Source organism: Halohasta litorea (assembly GCF_024494645.1).
GTDB classification, from domain to species: domain Archaea; phylum Halobacteriota; class Halobacteria; order Halobacteriales; family Haloferacaceae; genus Halohasta; species Halohasta litorea.
Genome location: NZ_JANHDJ010000001.1, coordinates 739,809 through 754,102 on the forward strand (window position 1 = coordinate 739,809; position 14,294 = coordinate 754,102).

Sequence of the window (14,294 nt, forward strand, 5' to 3'; positions counted from 1 at the left end):
TTTTAAAATCGATTTGGCACTCGGCGATCGTTGAGCTCACTGTGGAATGGACGGCTTCACTTCGGGATCATCGAGGAGGATCTCGAACAGTTTTCGTTCGGCTGCACGGAGGTGCTGGTGGAACGTCGCCGACGAGACGTCCATCGTTGCGGCGAGGTCTTTGCCCGAACTGTCGCGTGGCCACTCGAAGAAGCCCGCGAAGTAGGCGGCTTCGAGGCTGGCACGCTGCCTGTCGGTGAGTTCGTCGGTCCATGTGTTGATGATCCGTTCCGGCGACGTTTCGGACCGGTTGACCTGTCGACGGGCGATCGGCCGAACTGCCGAATACTGCTGTTGAAGCCGGTCGAGGAGCCGCCGTACGTCCGCACTCTGTGGCAGGTGGACCGTCATCCGAAGGTCGTTGTTCTCGATGCGTGCCTCTTTGACCGACCCACCGGCAGCGGCGACCAGCGAGGTCACCGGCGGCTCCGTGACACGCAGTTCGAAGCGGATTTCGGACTCGATTTCACTGAGAATCGTGACTGACTCACAGGACGGATGTTGTGCTTCGAACTCTTCGAGCGTCGACGCCATCTCCGGGGTGGTCCGCCCATACTGGAGATAGGTGTCGTCACCGACCGGCACGACGTGATCCAAAACTATCTTGTTGTTGAAGGTCGCGTCAGCGGGCGAAAAGACACCTCTGACCTCGAATTTGACCTCCGTTACTACATCACTCATCAGCGCCTGCTTCCGCTCGACGGCGGCGATCGCATGACCGACGATTTCGCCCAGCTGTGTGATGATGGCCTGTTTCTCCGGTGAAAAAGCGTCCGGCTCGTCGGCGTACAGCCCGAGGACGCCGTACAGTGTGCCGTCGTGTGTGATCGGGATCGCGGCCACCGACTGGTAACCCCACTGTTCGGCGCTCGTTCGCCACGGCTCGAAGCGCGGATCGGAAAACACGTCCTGGGAGACCTGTAGCTGCTGGGTTTCGACTGCACGTCCGGCTGGCCCCCGACTCATCGGATCGGCCGGGTCGGTCGAAATCTCCGTGTCGTCGAGATAGCCGTCGACGCCCGCCTCCGCGAGCGGGTCGATCTCCTGTGTGTGGGCGTTGACTTCGCCGATCCAGGCGAACCGGTAGGAGTCGAATGCTGCCAGCGACTCACAGACCAGCTGTTCGATTTCGCTCCGCGTCGACTGGTCGAGGATCGCGTTCGTGATCTCCCGGACAACCGCGTTCACCTCGTTGAGCGCCGCCAGCTTCGTCCGTTCGGTTTCGAGCTGGCGTTCGTATGCTTTCCGCTCGCTAATATCCCGGACGACCCCGACCCGCTCCCACTCGTCGTCGCTCGGGAGCAGTGCTAACGTCGCCTCAACAGTGACCGAGTCGTCGTCGGCCGTCTGGATTTCTGCCTCCATCGTCGGGGTGTCGACGGTTTCGGCTAGTATCTCGGCTTCTATCTCCGAGACGGCTTGGGCTACCGACTCCTCGATCAGCAGTGACGTGTCGGCACCTAGCAGCTCCTCGCGGTCGTAGCCGGTCAGTTCGCAGTAGGCCCTGTTGACCATCGTGAACCGACCCTCCGGACCGACCGTGTAGACGCCGTCGTTGACCGTCTCGATGATGCGTTCGTACCGCTGGAGTTCCCGTGTGCGCTCGTGTCGATCGATAGCCGACACCAACACGTTGGCCATACTCTGGACGAAGTTGGCGTCGTCGTCGGTGAACTGCCGGTGGCGCGTGTCGTGGACGCCAAGGATTCCCCACGGCGTTTCGTGGTTCCCGATAACGACACTAATACCGCTGGTGACATCGTGTGTGGTCAGTAGTTCCGGCCCGCTAAATCGGGGTTCGGCCTCGAGATCGTCGACGATTACCGGCCCTTCGTTTAGCAGCGTATATCCCGCCTGTGAGTTCGTGTCCGCCGCAACCGTCGCAGTGCCAACGGTTCCGGCTTGCCAGCCGACTCCCTGTCGGACTAGAAGCCGGTCGCGGTCGGCATCGAAATCCAATACCTTCGCGTAGTCACAGTCGAGTGTCTCGCTGACCAGCCGGGTGGCTTCCGCCATCAGATCGTCGATGTCGTCAGATTCGATGGCGAGTTGGCCCAGCGTGGCGACCGCCGCCTGCTGGCTGGCGCGGCGTTTCAGCTCCGCGTCGGCGATGTCGACCGGCCGGACGGTGCCGACGATCCCGGTGGCCGTCTCGGAACCGTTCGTCGACCGGTCGACCGCCAGCGAGAGCTGACAGGCGACCACTGCCTCGTCGCCCGTTCGGAGACTCACCCCGATGGTCGTCTGTTCGCCGTGCTCCCGGCTCTGAAGGGCACGAAGCACCGCCCCAAGCTTCTCGGCGTCGTTCTCGACGACAAACGCCGACAACGGGCGACCGATCAGTTCGGCGGCCGCGGTGCCGGTCAAGATCTCGAACCGGCTGTTTGCGGCACTGATTACCCCGCCTGTGTCGACCGTCACGACCGCCTCGTCTACGAGTTCGGCCAATACCCCCGAGCCGCTGGCTACACTCGGTGAGCCCCCCCCGCGGCTCGACTGCTGATTGTGCTCCCCATGCTCTCCCATTGACGTCTAGTTGTCTGTCAGCAGTAATAAGTGAATGGACATGATAGTTACCAGTCGTACTGGTACTGTATTCAGACGAATCAGACGTTACTAGTATTTGGATTGTTCGCTGATCAGTGATTGTCTCACTCCGTCGACTGTGGACGCCGAGACGGTCGGCTGCCGACTGTGTGGCTACTTCCCACCGGTCGACGACCAGCGGAACCCCTCGGTCTCCGATGGCGACAGCGGACTCCGCGGGAGTTGAGCGTCAAGCTCGGGTACGTTGTAGGCCGCCGGAGCGATGTCGTTTGGGCCGTCGGGATAGAACAGCGAGGCGATCGCCTGCAGCTGCTCGCGGCCGACACCGAGCTCGAACTGGCCGCCGCCGTACAGCTCGATCCCCTCGGCGAGACAGTATTCGATCGTCTCGAACAGCGACCGGATCGAGCCGAACCGCGAGGGTTTGATGTTGAGCCACTCCGGAGCGAACGGCAGCGCCTCGACATCCGCGAGGCCGTGAATCGGGGCGTCCCACGAGACCCGCCCGCGGTGGCCGTCGAACAGCGGCTCGGTGTCGGCGGTCAGTGCGGGGTCCTCGATGACCGCTTCGGGGAACGCTTCGAGCAACTGCTTATAAAGCGCGGCATCGGGTGCCTGATCGACGTCGGTCCCCTCGTAGTGGCCTTTTAAATCGAGAATCCGAACGCTGTCGGTGTCGGCGATCGCCTCGATGAGCTCCGGCGTCCACTCGTCGGTCGGATCGAGTTTGAATTCGAGGCGCTCGTCGCGGGCCAGCAGCGTCTCGATCCGGTCGGTAGACGGCGGGCTGCCCAGTCGCGTGCTGACGATGAACTCGACGGGGTCGTACGTCCGATCCAGGAGGCCCGCGAGATCGGTGTCGGCCTGCCGGAGGCCGAGATCCAGCGCCGCGCTCTCGAAGCCCCAGCGCCGGTAGTTGCGGAAGGCTTCCTGGTCGGGGCTGCGACCGTGGAACAGGTCCCGCGCCGCGAGGTGCGCCGACAGCGAGTCGACCGTCCAGTCGCCAGCGAGATCGAACGATGGCGCGGCCTCCTGGAGGGCGTCGTGATCGGCCGTTTCATACGTTACGTCCTCGCCGAGACCGGTCTCGCCGTCGCCGTGGAGCCGGATGATCGTCGACACCCTGGTAAAATCGCTGGTCGTCTCGCGCTCGCGGCGGCTGTACTCGACGTCGTCGATCCGCACCGGGAGATCCGCAACCGCATCGTAGCTCGCCATACGTTGCAGAGACGGAGCCGAACTAAATAGCTGGGGCCGTCACCCCTCTTTCTTTTTAAATGATAGAATAAGATAAAGTATTATGACTACTGACATGGTATCCCAAATATGGAGATCTTAGACGGAAACCGGATCGAGTGTAGCAAGTGCGAGGAGGTTATCGACCTCGAAGACGCCGTCGGGCTCAACAAGCAAACGCGTTCGATGTTCAAACCGTTGTGTACGGACTGTCTGGAGAAGGTCGGCTGTCCGCCGGGATTCGAGCTCGAACGGGACATCACCTACTTTGCTCGGCAGTAATCGGCGCTGTTAGGACTGGTCGACTGCATCTTTTTCGGATGCAGTGGTATCGTTCGGTCGGTCGGTGAGTTCTACACGCAGCAGTACCCACGCGAGCAGTCCGAGCAACAGCACGCCGATCGGGATCGGCGTCCCGCCGAAACCCCCGGTCCAGACAAACACCGTTGCGACCGCAAACAGCAGGGCGGCGACGCCGAGCAATCCACCCATCAGCCGCACCGGATGGACCGACGCGGCTTCCAGCAGCGACCGGTCGGCGTAGTAGACGACCGACAGCCCGAGCGCCGCGAGCATGACCGCCCCGCCGCCGCCCCACACCACGGTCGCCGTTTCGAGGCCCTGTCCCGACTGGAGGGCGATCGCCCCGAGGACCGTCCGGAGCGCGCCACCGTCGACACCTGGACCGAAGCCGCTCGTGTACTGGAACTCGAACAGTGGAAATCGAACGAACACCACCCAGGGGCCGCCGTTGGTGCTGTAGGTGACGTTCCACGGCAACAGGGCCCCGAGCCACGCCGAGAGCACGGCCAGCCCGGCGGCGTGCTCCCGCTGAATCCATACCATACCGAAGGGAGGGTCGGTGGCCCTGATAAAACCTGTCGAGAAGCAGGCGTTACGTTGATACGCACGGACGCGCAATCTTTCGGTATCTAATGCGGCGAGAACAGTTTGACCTCGACGTTCGTAACCACGAGTGGGTTGACACCGACAGTGATCCCCGCCAGCCGCTGGCTCGGATCTCGGTCTCCGGCACGACAGAACAGCTTTACGACCGCCTGACTGGTGCCGACGGCGACCGCCTCACGGCGGATATGGTCGATGTCGCCTTCCGGCTGACCGAGTCCATCGAGGACGATCCGACCGCCACCGGCGTCGTCAGCGTCGCCAACCGACTGACTGGCGACTTCATCTTCGAAACCAACGAGGACGCCGACGACGTCTTCCAGTTCATCCACGCCGCCAGCGAGTACGGCCGGGAGACGGACTCCAGTGGCCGCTATCGCATCGAGATCGTCGCCGACGGCGAGACGATCACCTACGACAAGGACACCTTCCTCGTCTACGACGACGACGGCGAACTCCTCCGCGGCCAGAGTCTCATCCCTTCGGGCGTCGAGCTCTAAGTCGCCGTCCGACCCGCCGCGTCTCGAATCGGTCGACATATACTCCCTCCTGAGATACCTCGTATCGTGAAAAACGTTACCGACCGAACGAGCAACCCCTTCGGGATGGAGCCCGCCTGTGGGCGGTTCGTCCCGGGGTACGGTGACGCCAACGCCGCCTTCCACGTCATCGGCGACCATCCGGGCGTCCACGGCGGTGTCGAAAGTGGCGTCCCGTTCACCGACTGCGAGGCGGGGATGCGGCTCCAGGAGGCCCTCCGAACCGCTGGCCTGCTCCGAACGACCGGCGCGGAACCCGTAGTCGGCGAAACCTTCTTTTCGTATCTCCACATGTGCGTCCCCAACCCCGGTGGAACGCCGACGGAGGCGGCGTACACCGACATGGAGCGGTTTTTCGACGCCGAACTCCGAGCGATCGCCGCCCACGTCCTGTTCCCGGTCGGCGAACGGGCGACCCGCCACGTCCTCGAAGAGTACACCGCCCAGGCCTGGAAGACGACTGTCGACATGGACCGGCTCCACGCCACCGAGATCCGCGGCAGCGGCTGGCTCGTCATGCCGATCAAGGAGCCCGCCTCCTGGACCGACGACGACCGGAAACGGCTCGTCGACGCCATCACCAAACTCCGGTCGACGGACTTCCGCCGGGAGACCGATCTCGGCCGCTTCATCGCTGGTAGCGACCCCTACTATGTCCGCTAATCGATAGATCGACAGACGAACGTTCGATTCTATCGCGTGGAACCGTCGAACCGTCGAAAGAAACCCCATATATAGCGGAGTCGAATAGAATCTGCCGGTACAATGGCCGAATTTAGTCTAACACAAGTCTTTTTCAAGACATACGTTCGATAACTAGCTGGCGCGCTGGCGCGGCTTCGTCAGGAGCGCCGACACGCTGTGGACTAGTGCTCCCACAGTGGCTTGGTCAGTCACGCGGCCCGCAGTCGCCGACCGGTTTTGTGGTCCCGACGGGTCCGCCCGTCCGCCCCCACAGGGTCGCCGACTGCGGCTGTTGACTGCGAGTCAAATAATTTACTCGGAGACGAATAACTATTTCAGCGTCCGCGGCGTACCACGTGCCAATGAAAGCGATTGGCGTCAGAGACGGGGCCGAACAGGCCGAACTCATGGAGATCCCGAAACCCGACCCCGAGGCGGGCGAGGCGCTCGTTCGGACGCTCCGGGTGGGCGTCGACGGCACCGATCACGAAGTGATCGCGGGCAGCCACGGCGGCTCGCCGGAGGGTGAGGACTTCCTCGTCCTCGGCCACGAGGCCGTCGGCGTCGTCGAAGATCCCAACGACACTGACCTCGAAGCAGGCGACGTAGTCGTCCCGACAGTCCGCAGGCCGCCCAACGGCCCGAACCGGTATTTCGAGAACGACGAGCCCGACATGGCTCCCGAGGGCCAGTACTACGAGCGCGGGATCGTCGGCGCACACGGCTTCATGGCCGAATACTTCACCAGCCCCGCCTCGAAGCTGGTCGCGGTGCCGCCGGAACTCGCGGCGTACGGCTTTCTGGTCGAACCGATTTCGATCACAGAAAAGGCGGTCGAACACGCTGAGGCCAGCCGATCGGCCTTCGAGTGGGCCCCCGAATCGGCGCTCGTGTTGGGCAACGGCAGTCTGGGCCTGCTGACGTTGGCCATGTTCGAGCAGCGCTTCGAGCGAACGTACTGTCTCGGTCGACGCGAGCGCCCCGATCCCACGATCGACATCATCGAATCGCTCGGCAGCACCTATATAAATAGTAACGACACCCCAGTCCCGGAGATCCCGGACGTCTACGAGGCTCCGGACCTCATTTACGAGGCCACGGGCTACGCCAAACACCCCTTCGAGGCGATCGAGGCGCTCGCCCCCAACGGCGTGCTCGCTGCGCTCGGCGTCCCCGGAGACTGGACGTTCGAAATCAACGGCGGCAGGCTCCACCGGGAGCTCGTCCTTCACAACAAGGCCGTCATCGGCAGCGTCAACTCCAACGTCGGTCAGTTCGAGGCCGCCGTCGAGTCGCTGGGGTCGCTTTCGGAGGGGTTCCTGGAGTCCCTCGTCACCGGAATCTACGGCCTCGACGAGTTCGCGGCGGCCTTCGACGACGACGACACCACTATAAAAAACGCCGTCCAATTCAGCACATATGAAAAACGTTGACACCCTCATCGAGAGTGCGGCCGAGCTGGCCGAGCGCGGACTCTCGAAGGGAGAGATCGCCGACGAACTGAACGTCTCCCGAGAAACCGCAAGCTGGCTCGTCGAGCGCAGCGGCACCGAGAGCAGCACTGATACCGAGCCCGAGCCGACGGTCCGCGAGACCACCAGTCCGCAGGACATCCACGTCGACTGGAACGCCATCGGACGGGACAGCGCGCGACTCACACACGTGAGCCAAGCGATGGCCGACATCATCTCCAAGGAGGGCCAGGACGTCCGGCTGACGGTCGGCATCGAGAAGGCGGGCGTCCCGCTGGCGACGATCGTCGCCCGCGAACTCGACACCGATCTGAGCGCCTACGCCCCGGCCAAACACCAGTGGGAGGAGGGCGATATCGACGAACTCGGCGGCGGCTTCTCGCGGAACTTCTCGCCCATCGAGGGCCAGGAGTGTTACATCGTCGACGATACGATCACCTCGGGGACCACGCTTCGGGAGACAATCGAGGCGATACGGGCCCGCGGTGGCGAGCCCGTCGGCTGTGTGGTACTGGTCGACAAACAAGGGTTAGAGGAGATCGACGGCGTCCCGGTGTACTCGCTGATCAACGTCGTCAGCGTCGGCCGCGACGAGTAGCGGGTCGACCCACGGGCCACCACGGGGCGCAATACATTTCCCCGCCCCCGTGCAAGTAACGGTATGTCATTTCAACCCGACAGCGACCTCGATGCCGAGGAAGTCGCCGAGCAGGTCGACGAGGCCATCGAATCGAACGACGTCGTCCTCTTTATGAAGGGCAACCAGCTGATGCCGCAGTGTGGCTACTCCGCGAAGGCCCTGGAACTCATCGGTAGCCACAGAGAGGAGTTCGAAACCGTCGACGTGCTCCCGGCGCTCGACGAGTTCCGCGAGGCACTCGAAGCTCATAGCGGCTGGGAGACGATCCCCCAGACGTTCGTCGACGGCGAGTTCATCGGCGGCAGCGACATTCTCGAAGAACTCGAAGAACGCGGCGAGCTCGAAGCTGAGCTGTCGGCCTGAGTCGGCCGGAATTCTCACAGTCTCTTGAGAGTCTTTCGTACGGGAACTAGTACAGTATTCTCACCAGATATAAATAATCACCGTCCCCTACTAGCAGTAGGTATCGGCCCAGCCGCGGGGAACTACTCGTGAATCCAATTCCATCATGACAGGTCGCGTATTCCGTCTCCACTCGACGCTTGAACTGCCACTCGAAGATGTCCACTCGTATTTCGACGAGAATCCCGATCTCCCCGAGGAGATCGCGGACGTCGACATCACTCGACGCAACAACACGCTGATCATCAAGGCGCAGGCGACCGACGAAAGCCTCAGCAAGTACACGCCGACCGCCCAGCTTAAAGCCAGCGTCAGCGAGACGCGGGTCTACGAGGAGGAGCCGCCGCGAGCCGGTGGCCCGCGCTGGGGCGACGAAGAGGAAGAGGAGATCCCCTCGGAACTCGTCGAGTTCGCCTGCTTCAAGGGCGACCGCGAGACCGTCCTCCAGAACACCGCTGTCCAGTACCCGATGTTTCTCGTGCTCAAAGAGATCGCCCTCCTGTCGGAGAAGGGGACGCTGACGGCGATCACCGAACACGACGGTGATCTCGAAGCCACGCGGATCGTCGAGGGCGAAAAACGCTCGGCGACCGTCGAGGTCGTCGAGAACCCCCGGAAGAACAACTCCGGGAAATCCGGCGTCGACTGGCGGGACAACGAGTTCATCTCGGACTGAACGCAGGCTGGCCTTTTCTCCGTCGTTACTCGCAGTCTTTCGGCTGCGGTACTCGATCCCGACTGCTGAGCCGCCGTGTTCGCTCTCCGTTTCTCGACTTTCGATTCCCCTTCTCCTGGTAGCTCCGCGTCCGGTCGCCGGTCGTCTGCGGACGCCGCTACCCGTGTCCCATTTCCTATTATTTATCATCATTGACTCGTCTCCGAACAAGGTGAGACTTTTACCAGTGGGTGCAGCTACCATATGGTATGAAATTACACAATCGGGGCGTTCGCCAGGACGTCCGGGAACTGGGTGCGTTGCTCGGGGACGTACTCAAAGAACAGACATCGACCGAATCGTTCGAAACCGTCGAGGAACTTCGACAGTCTGCAATCGCCTACCGCGAGGGCGATATCGACTCCCGGGAGGAGCTCCGGGAGACCTTCGAACAGCTCTCGCCCAGCGAGGAGGGTGACGTCGCGCGGGCCTTTACCACCTACTTCGAGCTGATCAACCTCGCCGAAGAGCGCGAGCGCGTCCGCGCCGTGCGCCAAGGCTCCCAAGAGGGCACCCTCGACGACAGTCTCAACGAGACCATCCAGGAGCTCTCGGAGGCCGGAGCCGACACCGAGACGGTCCGGTCGGTGCTCAACGACGTGCTTATCGAGCCAACGTTTACGGCCCACCCGACCGAAGCTCGACGGGGCACCGTCAAGGCCAAACTCCGGTCGATCGCCGACCACCTCGAAACGCTCGACGCCCAGTCGCTGACCGACCGCGAGGCCGAGCGCGTCTGGCGGGATATCGACGCCGAGGTGACGAGCCTCTGGCAGACCCGTCAGGTCAGACAGCGACCCCCCGAACCGCAGGACGAGGCCCGCAACATCCAGTGGTACCTCGAAAACACGCTGTTCGATGTCACCGGCGAGGTGTACTCGGAGTTCGAGGACATCGTCACCGACGAGTACCCCGACATCGACCTGCCGAAACTGTTCGAGTTCCGCTCGTGGGCCGGCAGCGACCGCGACGGCAACCCCTACGTGACGGTCGACGTCACCCAGGACACCCTCGAACGCCAGCGGGAGATCGTCCTCGAACGCTACCGGACGCAGCTCAAACGCCTCTCGGCGGTCCTGAGCCAGGACGGCGACCGGTATCCGACCACCGGGGCCTTCCAGGCCTCGCTTGAGGCCGACCTCGACGAGTTCCCGATGATCACCGAGGAGGCCGAAGAACGCTACCCCGACGAGCCGTACCGTCAGAAACTCCGCCTCATGCGGGAGCGACTCAACCGTATCGGCGACGTTCGGCCCGGCGGCTACGAGGACGACGACCAGCTCCTCGAAGACTTAGAGACCATCGACGCCAGCTTGCGGGCCTACGGCGGCAGCGACATCGCCGAAGCGTTCGTCGAACCGCTGCTCCGGCAAGTGAGTACGTTCGGCTTCTCGCTGGCGAGTCTCGACCTGCGTGACCACCGCATCCAGCACACGAAGGCCATCGACGAGGCGCTCGCCGAGGAGGGCATCGACTACCGCGAGCTCGACGAGGACGCACGCGTCGAGCTGTTGACCGACGCGATCCTCCAGGACGAGCCGATCATCGATCCCGAGAACCCCGGCGACGTCTCGGAGGTCGCCGAGAAAGTGCTCACCCGGTTCGCCGCCCTCGGCGACTGGCAAGAGGAGTTCGGCGTCGAGGCGATCGACACCTACTGTATCTCGATGACCGAGGAGCCGAGCCACGTTCTCGAAGTCCTGTTCCTCGCCGACCAGGTCGGCGCTGTCTCGCTGCCCGATCACGCCGGACTCGATGTGGTGCCGCTCCTGGAGACCGAGTCGGCACTCAACGGCGCCGACCGGATCATGGGGACGCTGTTCGAAAACGAGGCCTACAAACAGGTCCTGGAGGCCCGCGACAACACCCAGGAGATCATGCTGGGCTACTCCGACTCCAACAAGGAAAACGGCTTCCTCGCCGCGAACTGGGACCTCTACAAGAACCAGAAACGCCTCGCGGAGATCACCAACGACTACGACGTGACGATGCGGCTGTTCCACGGTCGCGGTGGCTCGATCTCCCGTGGCGGCGGCCCGATGAACAAGGCGCTGTTGGCCCTGCCGAACGAGACGGTCACCGGCCAGGTCAAGTTCACCGAGCAGGGCGAGGCCATCGCCGAAAAGTACGGCAACGAACGGATCGCCGAGCGCAACCTCGAACAGATGCTCGACGCGCAGATCCGGGCCCGCTACAACGCCCTTGAAGAGCCGGTCGAACAGGTTCCCGAGGAGTGGGCCGACGCCATGGACACGATGGCGACCGCGGCCCGGTCGGCCTACCGCGATCTGCTTGAGACCGACGGCTTCGTCTCCTACTTCGAGCAGGCGACGCCGATCACCGTGATCGAGGAGCTGAACCTCGGCTCCCGTCCGGCCTCCCGATCCGAGGAACGATCGGTCGAGGACCTCCGGGCGATCCCGTGGGTGTTCTCGTGGACCCAGTCGCGGTGTATCCTCCCCGGCTGGTTCTCGCTTGCCTCCGGCGTCGAGGCCTACCTCGAAGACGGCGGCGAGATGGAGACGCTCCAGGAGATGTACAACGAGTGGGCCTTCTTCCGGACCACCTTCGACCGCGCGGCGCTGTCGCTGACGCGAACCGATCTCGAAATCGCCGACGAGTACGCCTCGCTGGCCGACAGCGAGCTCCGCGAGGAGTTCCAACCACGGATCGAAGGCGAGTACGAACAGGCCGTCGACTACACCGCCGAGATCACCGGCCGCGATGATCTGCTGCGCCGCGACTGGCTCGACGAGAGCTTAGAGCGGCGAAACCCCTACGTCGATCCATTGAACCTGCTGCAGACCCACCTGCTGAGCCAGACCCACCTCACCGAGGCCGAGGAGCGCACCCTCCGGCTGACGGTCAACGGCATCGCGGCAGGCATGAAGAATACGGGATAACGCCCCTCGCGGCGTCGGTCAGTCCCGCGAGAGATACGTGATCCCGTTGGGACGGGTTCGCACGTCGATCCGGTCGACTTCCTCGCGGGCTTCCGTGTCGATCACCGAGACGTCGTTGGTTTTGTTGTTCGTCACGTAGGCCAGCGAGCCGTCGCTGTTAAAAACGACTTCGCCGGGCCAGATGCCGACCGGAATCCGTTCGACCTCCCAGGGTCGCCCCTCGCCGCAGCGGTGAAAGCGGGTCTCGATGACCGAGACGTCGTTCGACAGCCGGTTCGGAACCAATGCGAGGGAGCCGTCGGGTGCGAACACGATCCCGGTCGGCGAGCTCCCCAACTCCGTCTCGTAGAGAGCATCGTGGTGTTTGGGGTCATGGACGGTGAGTCGGCTCTCGTGTTGAATCGTCACATAGACGTTGTCGGTCTCGGGGTTGACCGCGACCCCCTCCGGACCGTCACCGACGGGGACGTCGACGGCGATGCGTCGCTGGTCACAGTCGATGACTGTGAGGGTGTTGCCGTTGCTGTTGGTGACGTAGGCAGTCGACTCGTCGGCGTTCAGTGACAGCGTATTCGACAGCGACTGGTGGGTCGGGATCACGTCCAGGACCGCGTCGCTCTCGATATCGAAGACGAACACCCGGCTGTTGTTCCGGGAAACCAACCAGAGCTCGTTGGCGCGCGTCCGGACGGCGAGTCCGCTGGGGTGATCCAACAGGTCGTGGTCGATCCGGCCGGTGACAGAGAAGGTTTCGTTGTCGATGACGTTCAGCGCGTTGCCCTGCGCACAGGTCACGTAGCTTTTGCCCCCGTCCGGCGAGGTTTCGATCGTTACCGGATCGAAATCCGTGTCGATCTCCTCGATGGTTTCGCCGGTTTCGGGATCGACGACCGAGACACAGTCGTCGTCCCGGTTGAGCACGAGCAGACGATCATCCATGACAACAACAGCGGTCCGCACGGCAAAACCCCTTAGCACCGTCCCGACTGGCCGACTCTCCGGCCAGTCGGCCAATCGCTTCGGGTCGTGTTAGCGCACCGCTGCGGCGGCCTCGCCCATGATCTCGATGGCCTCACGCAGCGTTGCCTCGTCGGTCGCATACGAGATCCGTGCCATCCCCTCGCCGCCCGCGCCGAAGGCGTCGCCCGGGACGACGACCACCCCGCGGTCGATACACTCCTCGACGAACCCCTCGGGCACCTCGGGCATCGCATAAAACGCCCCGCGGGGGGTTGCACAGTCGATGTCGTGGTCGGCCAGACCGTCAAGCAGGATGTCCCGCCGCCGCTCGAAGGAATCGGTCATCTCCGCGACGATTCCCTGCGGGCCGGTAAGGGCGGCCTCGGCGGCGTACTGTGCGGGCGCACTCGCACAGGCCTGGACGTACTGGTGGACCCGAAGCATTCGATCGACGCGCTCGCTTGCGCCGGTGACCCAGCCCAGCCGCCAGCCCGTCATCGAGTACAGTTTCGAACTGGAGTTGACGACGACCACGTTGTCGCCCTCGGCGTACTCGATGGGCGAGTGGTGGCTGCCGTCGAAGACGGTGTACTCGTAGACCTCATCGGAGACACAGAGCACGTCGTGTTCGTCGGCGATGCGAGCGAACTCCTGGATGTCCGCCTTGCTGGCGACCGCGCCGGTCGGATTCGCCGGGGAGTTGATAATAAACGCCGCGGTGTCGTCGGTGATGGCCGCCTCGACGGCCGCGGGATCGAGGGTGAGATCATCCCGGAGCGCCACTGGGACTGGCTTGCCATCGGCGAGTTTGGTCAGTGCGTCGTAGGAGACGAATCCTGGATCGGGAATGATGACTTCCTCGCCGGGGTCGACATGGGCCTCAAGGGCGAGGTGGAGCGCCTCGCTGGCCCCGGAGGTGGCGATCACGTCGTCGGGGTCGATCTCGACGCCCTGATCGCGTTCGTGTTTGGCGGCGATGGCTTCGCGGAGTGGTTCGATCCCCTTGTTGCCGGTGTAGCCGTCGGCCTCCCCCGACTCGATGGCGTCGACGGCGGCCTGGCGGGCGTGGTCCGGGGTCGGAAAGTCCGGCTGGCCCAACCCGAGATTGATCGCGTCGTCACCGGCTGCCTCGAATACTTCGCGGATGCCACTGATCGAGATGCGCTCGACGCGCGAGGAAAACCCTGTCATACTCTACCTGCTCTCGGCCGACCCGATAGCTTTTGTTACATTCGATGGGCGAGCCACTGT

At 63.4% G+C, this 14,294-nt stretch carries 13 protein-coding genes; 8 read left to right on the forward strand and 5 right to left on the reverse strand.

Annotated features, from left to right (window positions below; translation table 11 throughout):
* Positions 1-36: 36 nt before the first annotated feature.
* Both NO877_RS03920 and NO877_RS03925 read right to left on the reverse strand, forming a co-directional pair.
* The gene (locus NO877_RS03920) at positions 37-2,565 is read right to left on the reverse strand and encodes a bacterio-opsin activator domain-containing protein (RefSeq protein ID WP_256395000.1); all 2,529 of its coding nucleotides are present in this window, start codon (positions 2,563-2,565) and stop codon (positions 37-39) included.
* 174 nt (positions 2,566-2,739) lie between these two features.
* The gene (locus NO877_RS03925) at positions 2,740-3,804 is read right to left on the reverse strand and encodes an enolase-like domain-containing protein (RefSeq protein ID WP_256395001.1); all 1,065 of its coding nucleotides are present in this window, start codon (positions 3,802-3,804) and stop codon (positions 2,740-2,742) included.
* A gap of 108 nt (positions 3,805-3,912) precedes the next feature.
* Between NO877_RS03925 and NO877_RS03930 the strand changes: the two genes are divergently transcribed.
* Positions 3,913-4,104, forward strand: a complete 192-nt coding sequence (locus tag NO877_RS03930; protein ID WP_256395002.1) for a hypothetical protein — start codon at positions 3,913-3,915, stop codon at positions 4,102-4,104.
* Positions 4,105-4,113: 9 nt separating this feature from the next.
* Here NO877_RS03930 and NO877_RS03935 read toward each other — a convergent pair whose 3' ends face one another.
* Positions 4,114-4,668, reverse strand: a complete 555-nt coding sequence (locus NO877_RS03935; RefSeq protein ID WP_256395003.1) for a DUF7549 family protein — start codon at positions 4,666-4,668, stop codon at positions 4,114-4,116.
* Between the two features lie 89 nt (positions 4,669-4,757).
* On the opposite strand from NO877_RS03935, the gene NO877_RS03940 reads away from it, so the two are divergent.
* The 7 genes from NO877_RS03940 to ppc all read left to right on the forward strand — a co-directional run bounded on the left by NO877_RS03940 (position 4,758) and on the right by ppc (position 12,083).
* On the forward strand, positions 4,758-5,228 hold the full coding sequence (locus tag NO877_RS03940) for a DUF5793 family protein (RefSeq protein WP_256395004.1): 471 nt from the start codon (positions 4,758-4,760) through the stop codon (positions 5,226-5,228).
* 66 nt (positions 5,229-5,294) lie between these two features.
* Positions 5,295-5,930: a uracil-DNA glycosylase family protein gene (locus NO877_RS03945; RefSeq protein ID WP_256395005.1), complete on the forward strand. Its 636-nt coding sequence runs from the start codon at positions 5,295-5,297 to the stop codon at positions 5,928-5,930.
* Between the two features lie 383 nt (positions 5,931-6,313).
* Positions 6,314-7,384, forward strand: a complete 1,071-nt coding sequence (locus NO877_RS03950) for a glucose 1-dehydrogenase (protein ID WP_256395006.1) — start codon at positions 6,314-6,316, stop codon at positions 7,382-7,384.
* Entirely contained in the window at positions 7,371-8,021 is a 651-nt protein-coding gene (gfcR, locus tag NO877_RS03955; protein ID WP_256395007.1) for a transcriptional regulator GfcR, read from the forward strand. The genes NO877_RS03950 and gfcR overlap by 14 nt, the downstream gene beginning before the upstream one ends.
* A gap of 63 nt (positions 8,022-8,084) precedes the next feature.
* Entirely contained in the window at positions 8,085-8,426 is a 342-nt protein-coding gene (locus tag NO877_RS03960; RefSeq protein WP_256395008.1) for a glutaredoxin family protein, read from the forward strand.
* Between the two features lie 145 nt (positions 8,427-8,571).
* Positions 8,572-9,141: a DUF7110 family protein gene (locus tag NO877_RS03965; RefSeq protein ID WP_256395009.1), complete on the forward strand. Its 570-nt coding sequence runs from the start codon at positions 8,572-8,574 to the stop codon at positions 9,139-9,141.
* Between the two features lie 248 nt (positions 9,142-9,389).
* Positions 9,390-12,083 carry a phosphoenolpyruvate carboxylase gene (gene ppc, locus NO877_RS03970; RefSeq protein ID WP_256395010.1) on the forward strand — a complete coding sequence of 898 codons (2,694 nt, stop codon included), beginning with the start codon at positions 9,390-9,392 and terminating at the stop codon, positions 12,081-12,083.
* A gap of 18 nt (positions 12,084-12,101) precedes the next feature.
* On the opposite strand, the gene NO877_RS03975 is transcribed toward ppc, so the two are convergent.
* Together NO877_RS03975 and NO877_RS03980 are read right to left on the reverse strand one after the other, a co-directional pair.
* Positions 12,102-13,022, reverse strand: a complete 921-nt coding sequence (locus NO877_RS03975) for a YncE family protein (RefSeq protein WP_256395011.1) — start codon at positions 13,020-13,022, stop codon at positions 12,102-12,104.
* 90 nt (positions 13,023-13,112) lie between these two features.
* A complete protein-coding gene (locus NO877_RS03980; RefSeq protein WP_256395012.1) occupies positions 13,113-14,234 on the reverse strand; it encodes a pyridoxal phosphate-dependent aminotransferase in 1,122 nt (373 codons plus the stop codon).
* Between the last annotated feature and the right edge of the window lie 60 nt (positions 14,235-14,294).

Coding starts and splice junctions, on each gene's coding strand:
- NO877_RS03920 (WP_256395000.1), bottom strand. CDS start 2,565: ATGGGAGAGCATGGGGAGCACAATCAGCAGTCGAGCCGCGGGGGGGGC.
- NO877_RS03925 (WP_256395001.1), bottom strand. CDS start 3,804: ATGGCGAGCTACGATGCGGTTGCGGATCTCCCGGTGCGGATCGACGAC.
- NO877_RS03930 (WP_256395002.1), top strand. CDS start 3,913: ATGGAGATCTTAGACGGAAACCGGATCGAGTGTAGCAAGTGCGAGGAG.
- NO877_RS03935 (WP_256395003.1), bottom strand. CDS start 4,668: ATGGTATGGATTCAGCGGGAGCACGCCGCCGGGCTGGCCGTGCTCTCG.
- NO877_RS03940 (WP_256395004.1), top strand. CDS start 4,758: ATGCGGCGAGAACAGTTTGACCTCGACGTTCGTAACCACGAGTGGGTT.
- NO877_RS03950 (WP_256395006.1), top strand. CDS start 6,314: ATGAAAGCGATTGGCGTCAGAGACGGGGCCGAACAGGCCGAACTCATG.
- gfcR (WP_256395007.1), top strand. CDS start 7,371: ATGAAAAACGTTGACACCCTCATCGAGAGTGCGGCCGAGCTGGCCGAG.
- NO877_RS03960 (WP_256395008.1), top strand. CDS start 8,085: ATGTCATTTCAACCCGACAGCGACCTCGATGCCGAGGAAGTCGCCGAG.
- NO877_RS03965 (WP_256395009.1), top strand. CDS start 8,572: ATGACAGGTCGCGTATTCCGTCTCCACTCGACGCTTGAACTGCCACTC.
- ppc (WP_256395010.1), top strand. CDS start 9,390: ATGAAATTACACAATCGGGGCGTTCGCCAGGACGTCCGGGAACTGGGT.
- NO877_RS03975 (WP_256395011.1), bottom strand. CDS start 13,022: ATGGATGATCGTCTGCTCGTGCTCAACCGGGACGACGACTGTGTCTCG.
- NO877_RS03980 (WP_256395012.1), bottom strand. CDS start 14,234: ATGACAGGGTTTTCCTCGCGCGTCGAGCGCATCTCGATCAGTGGCATC.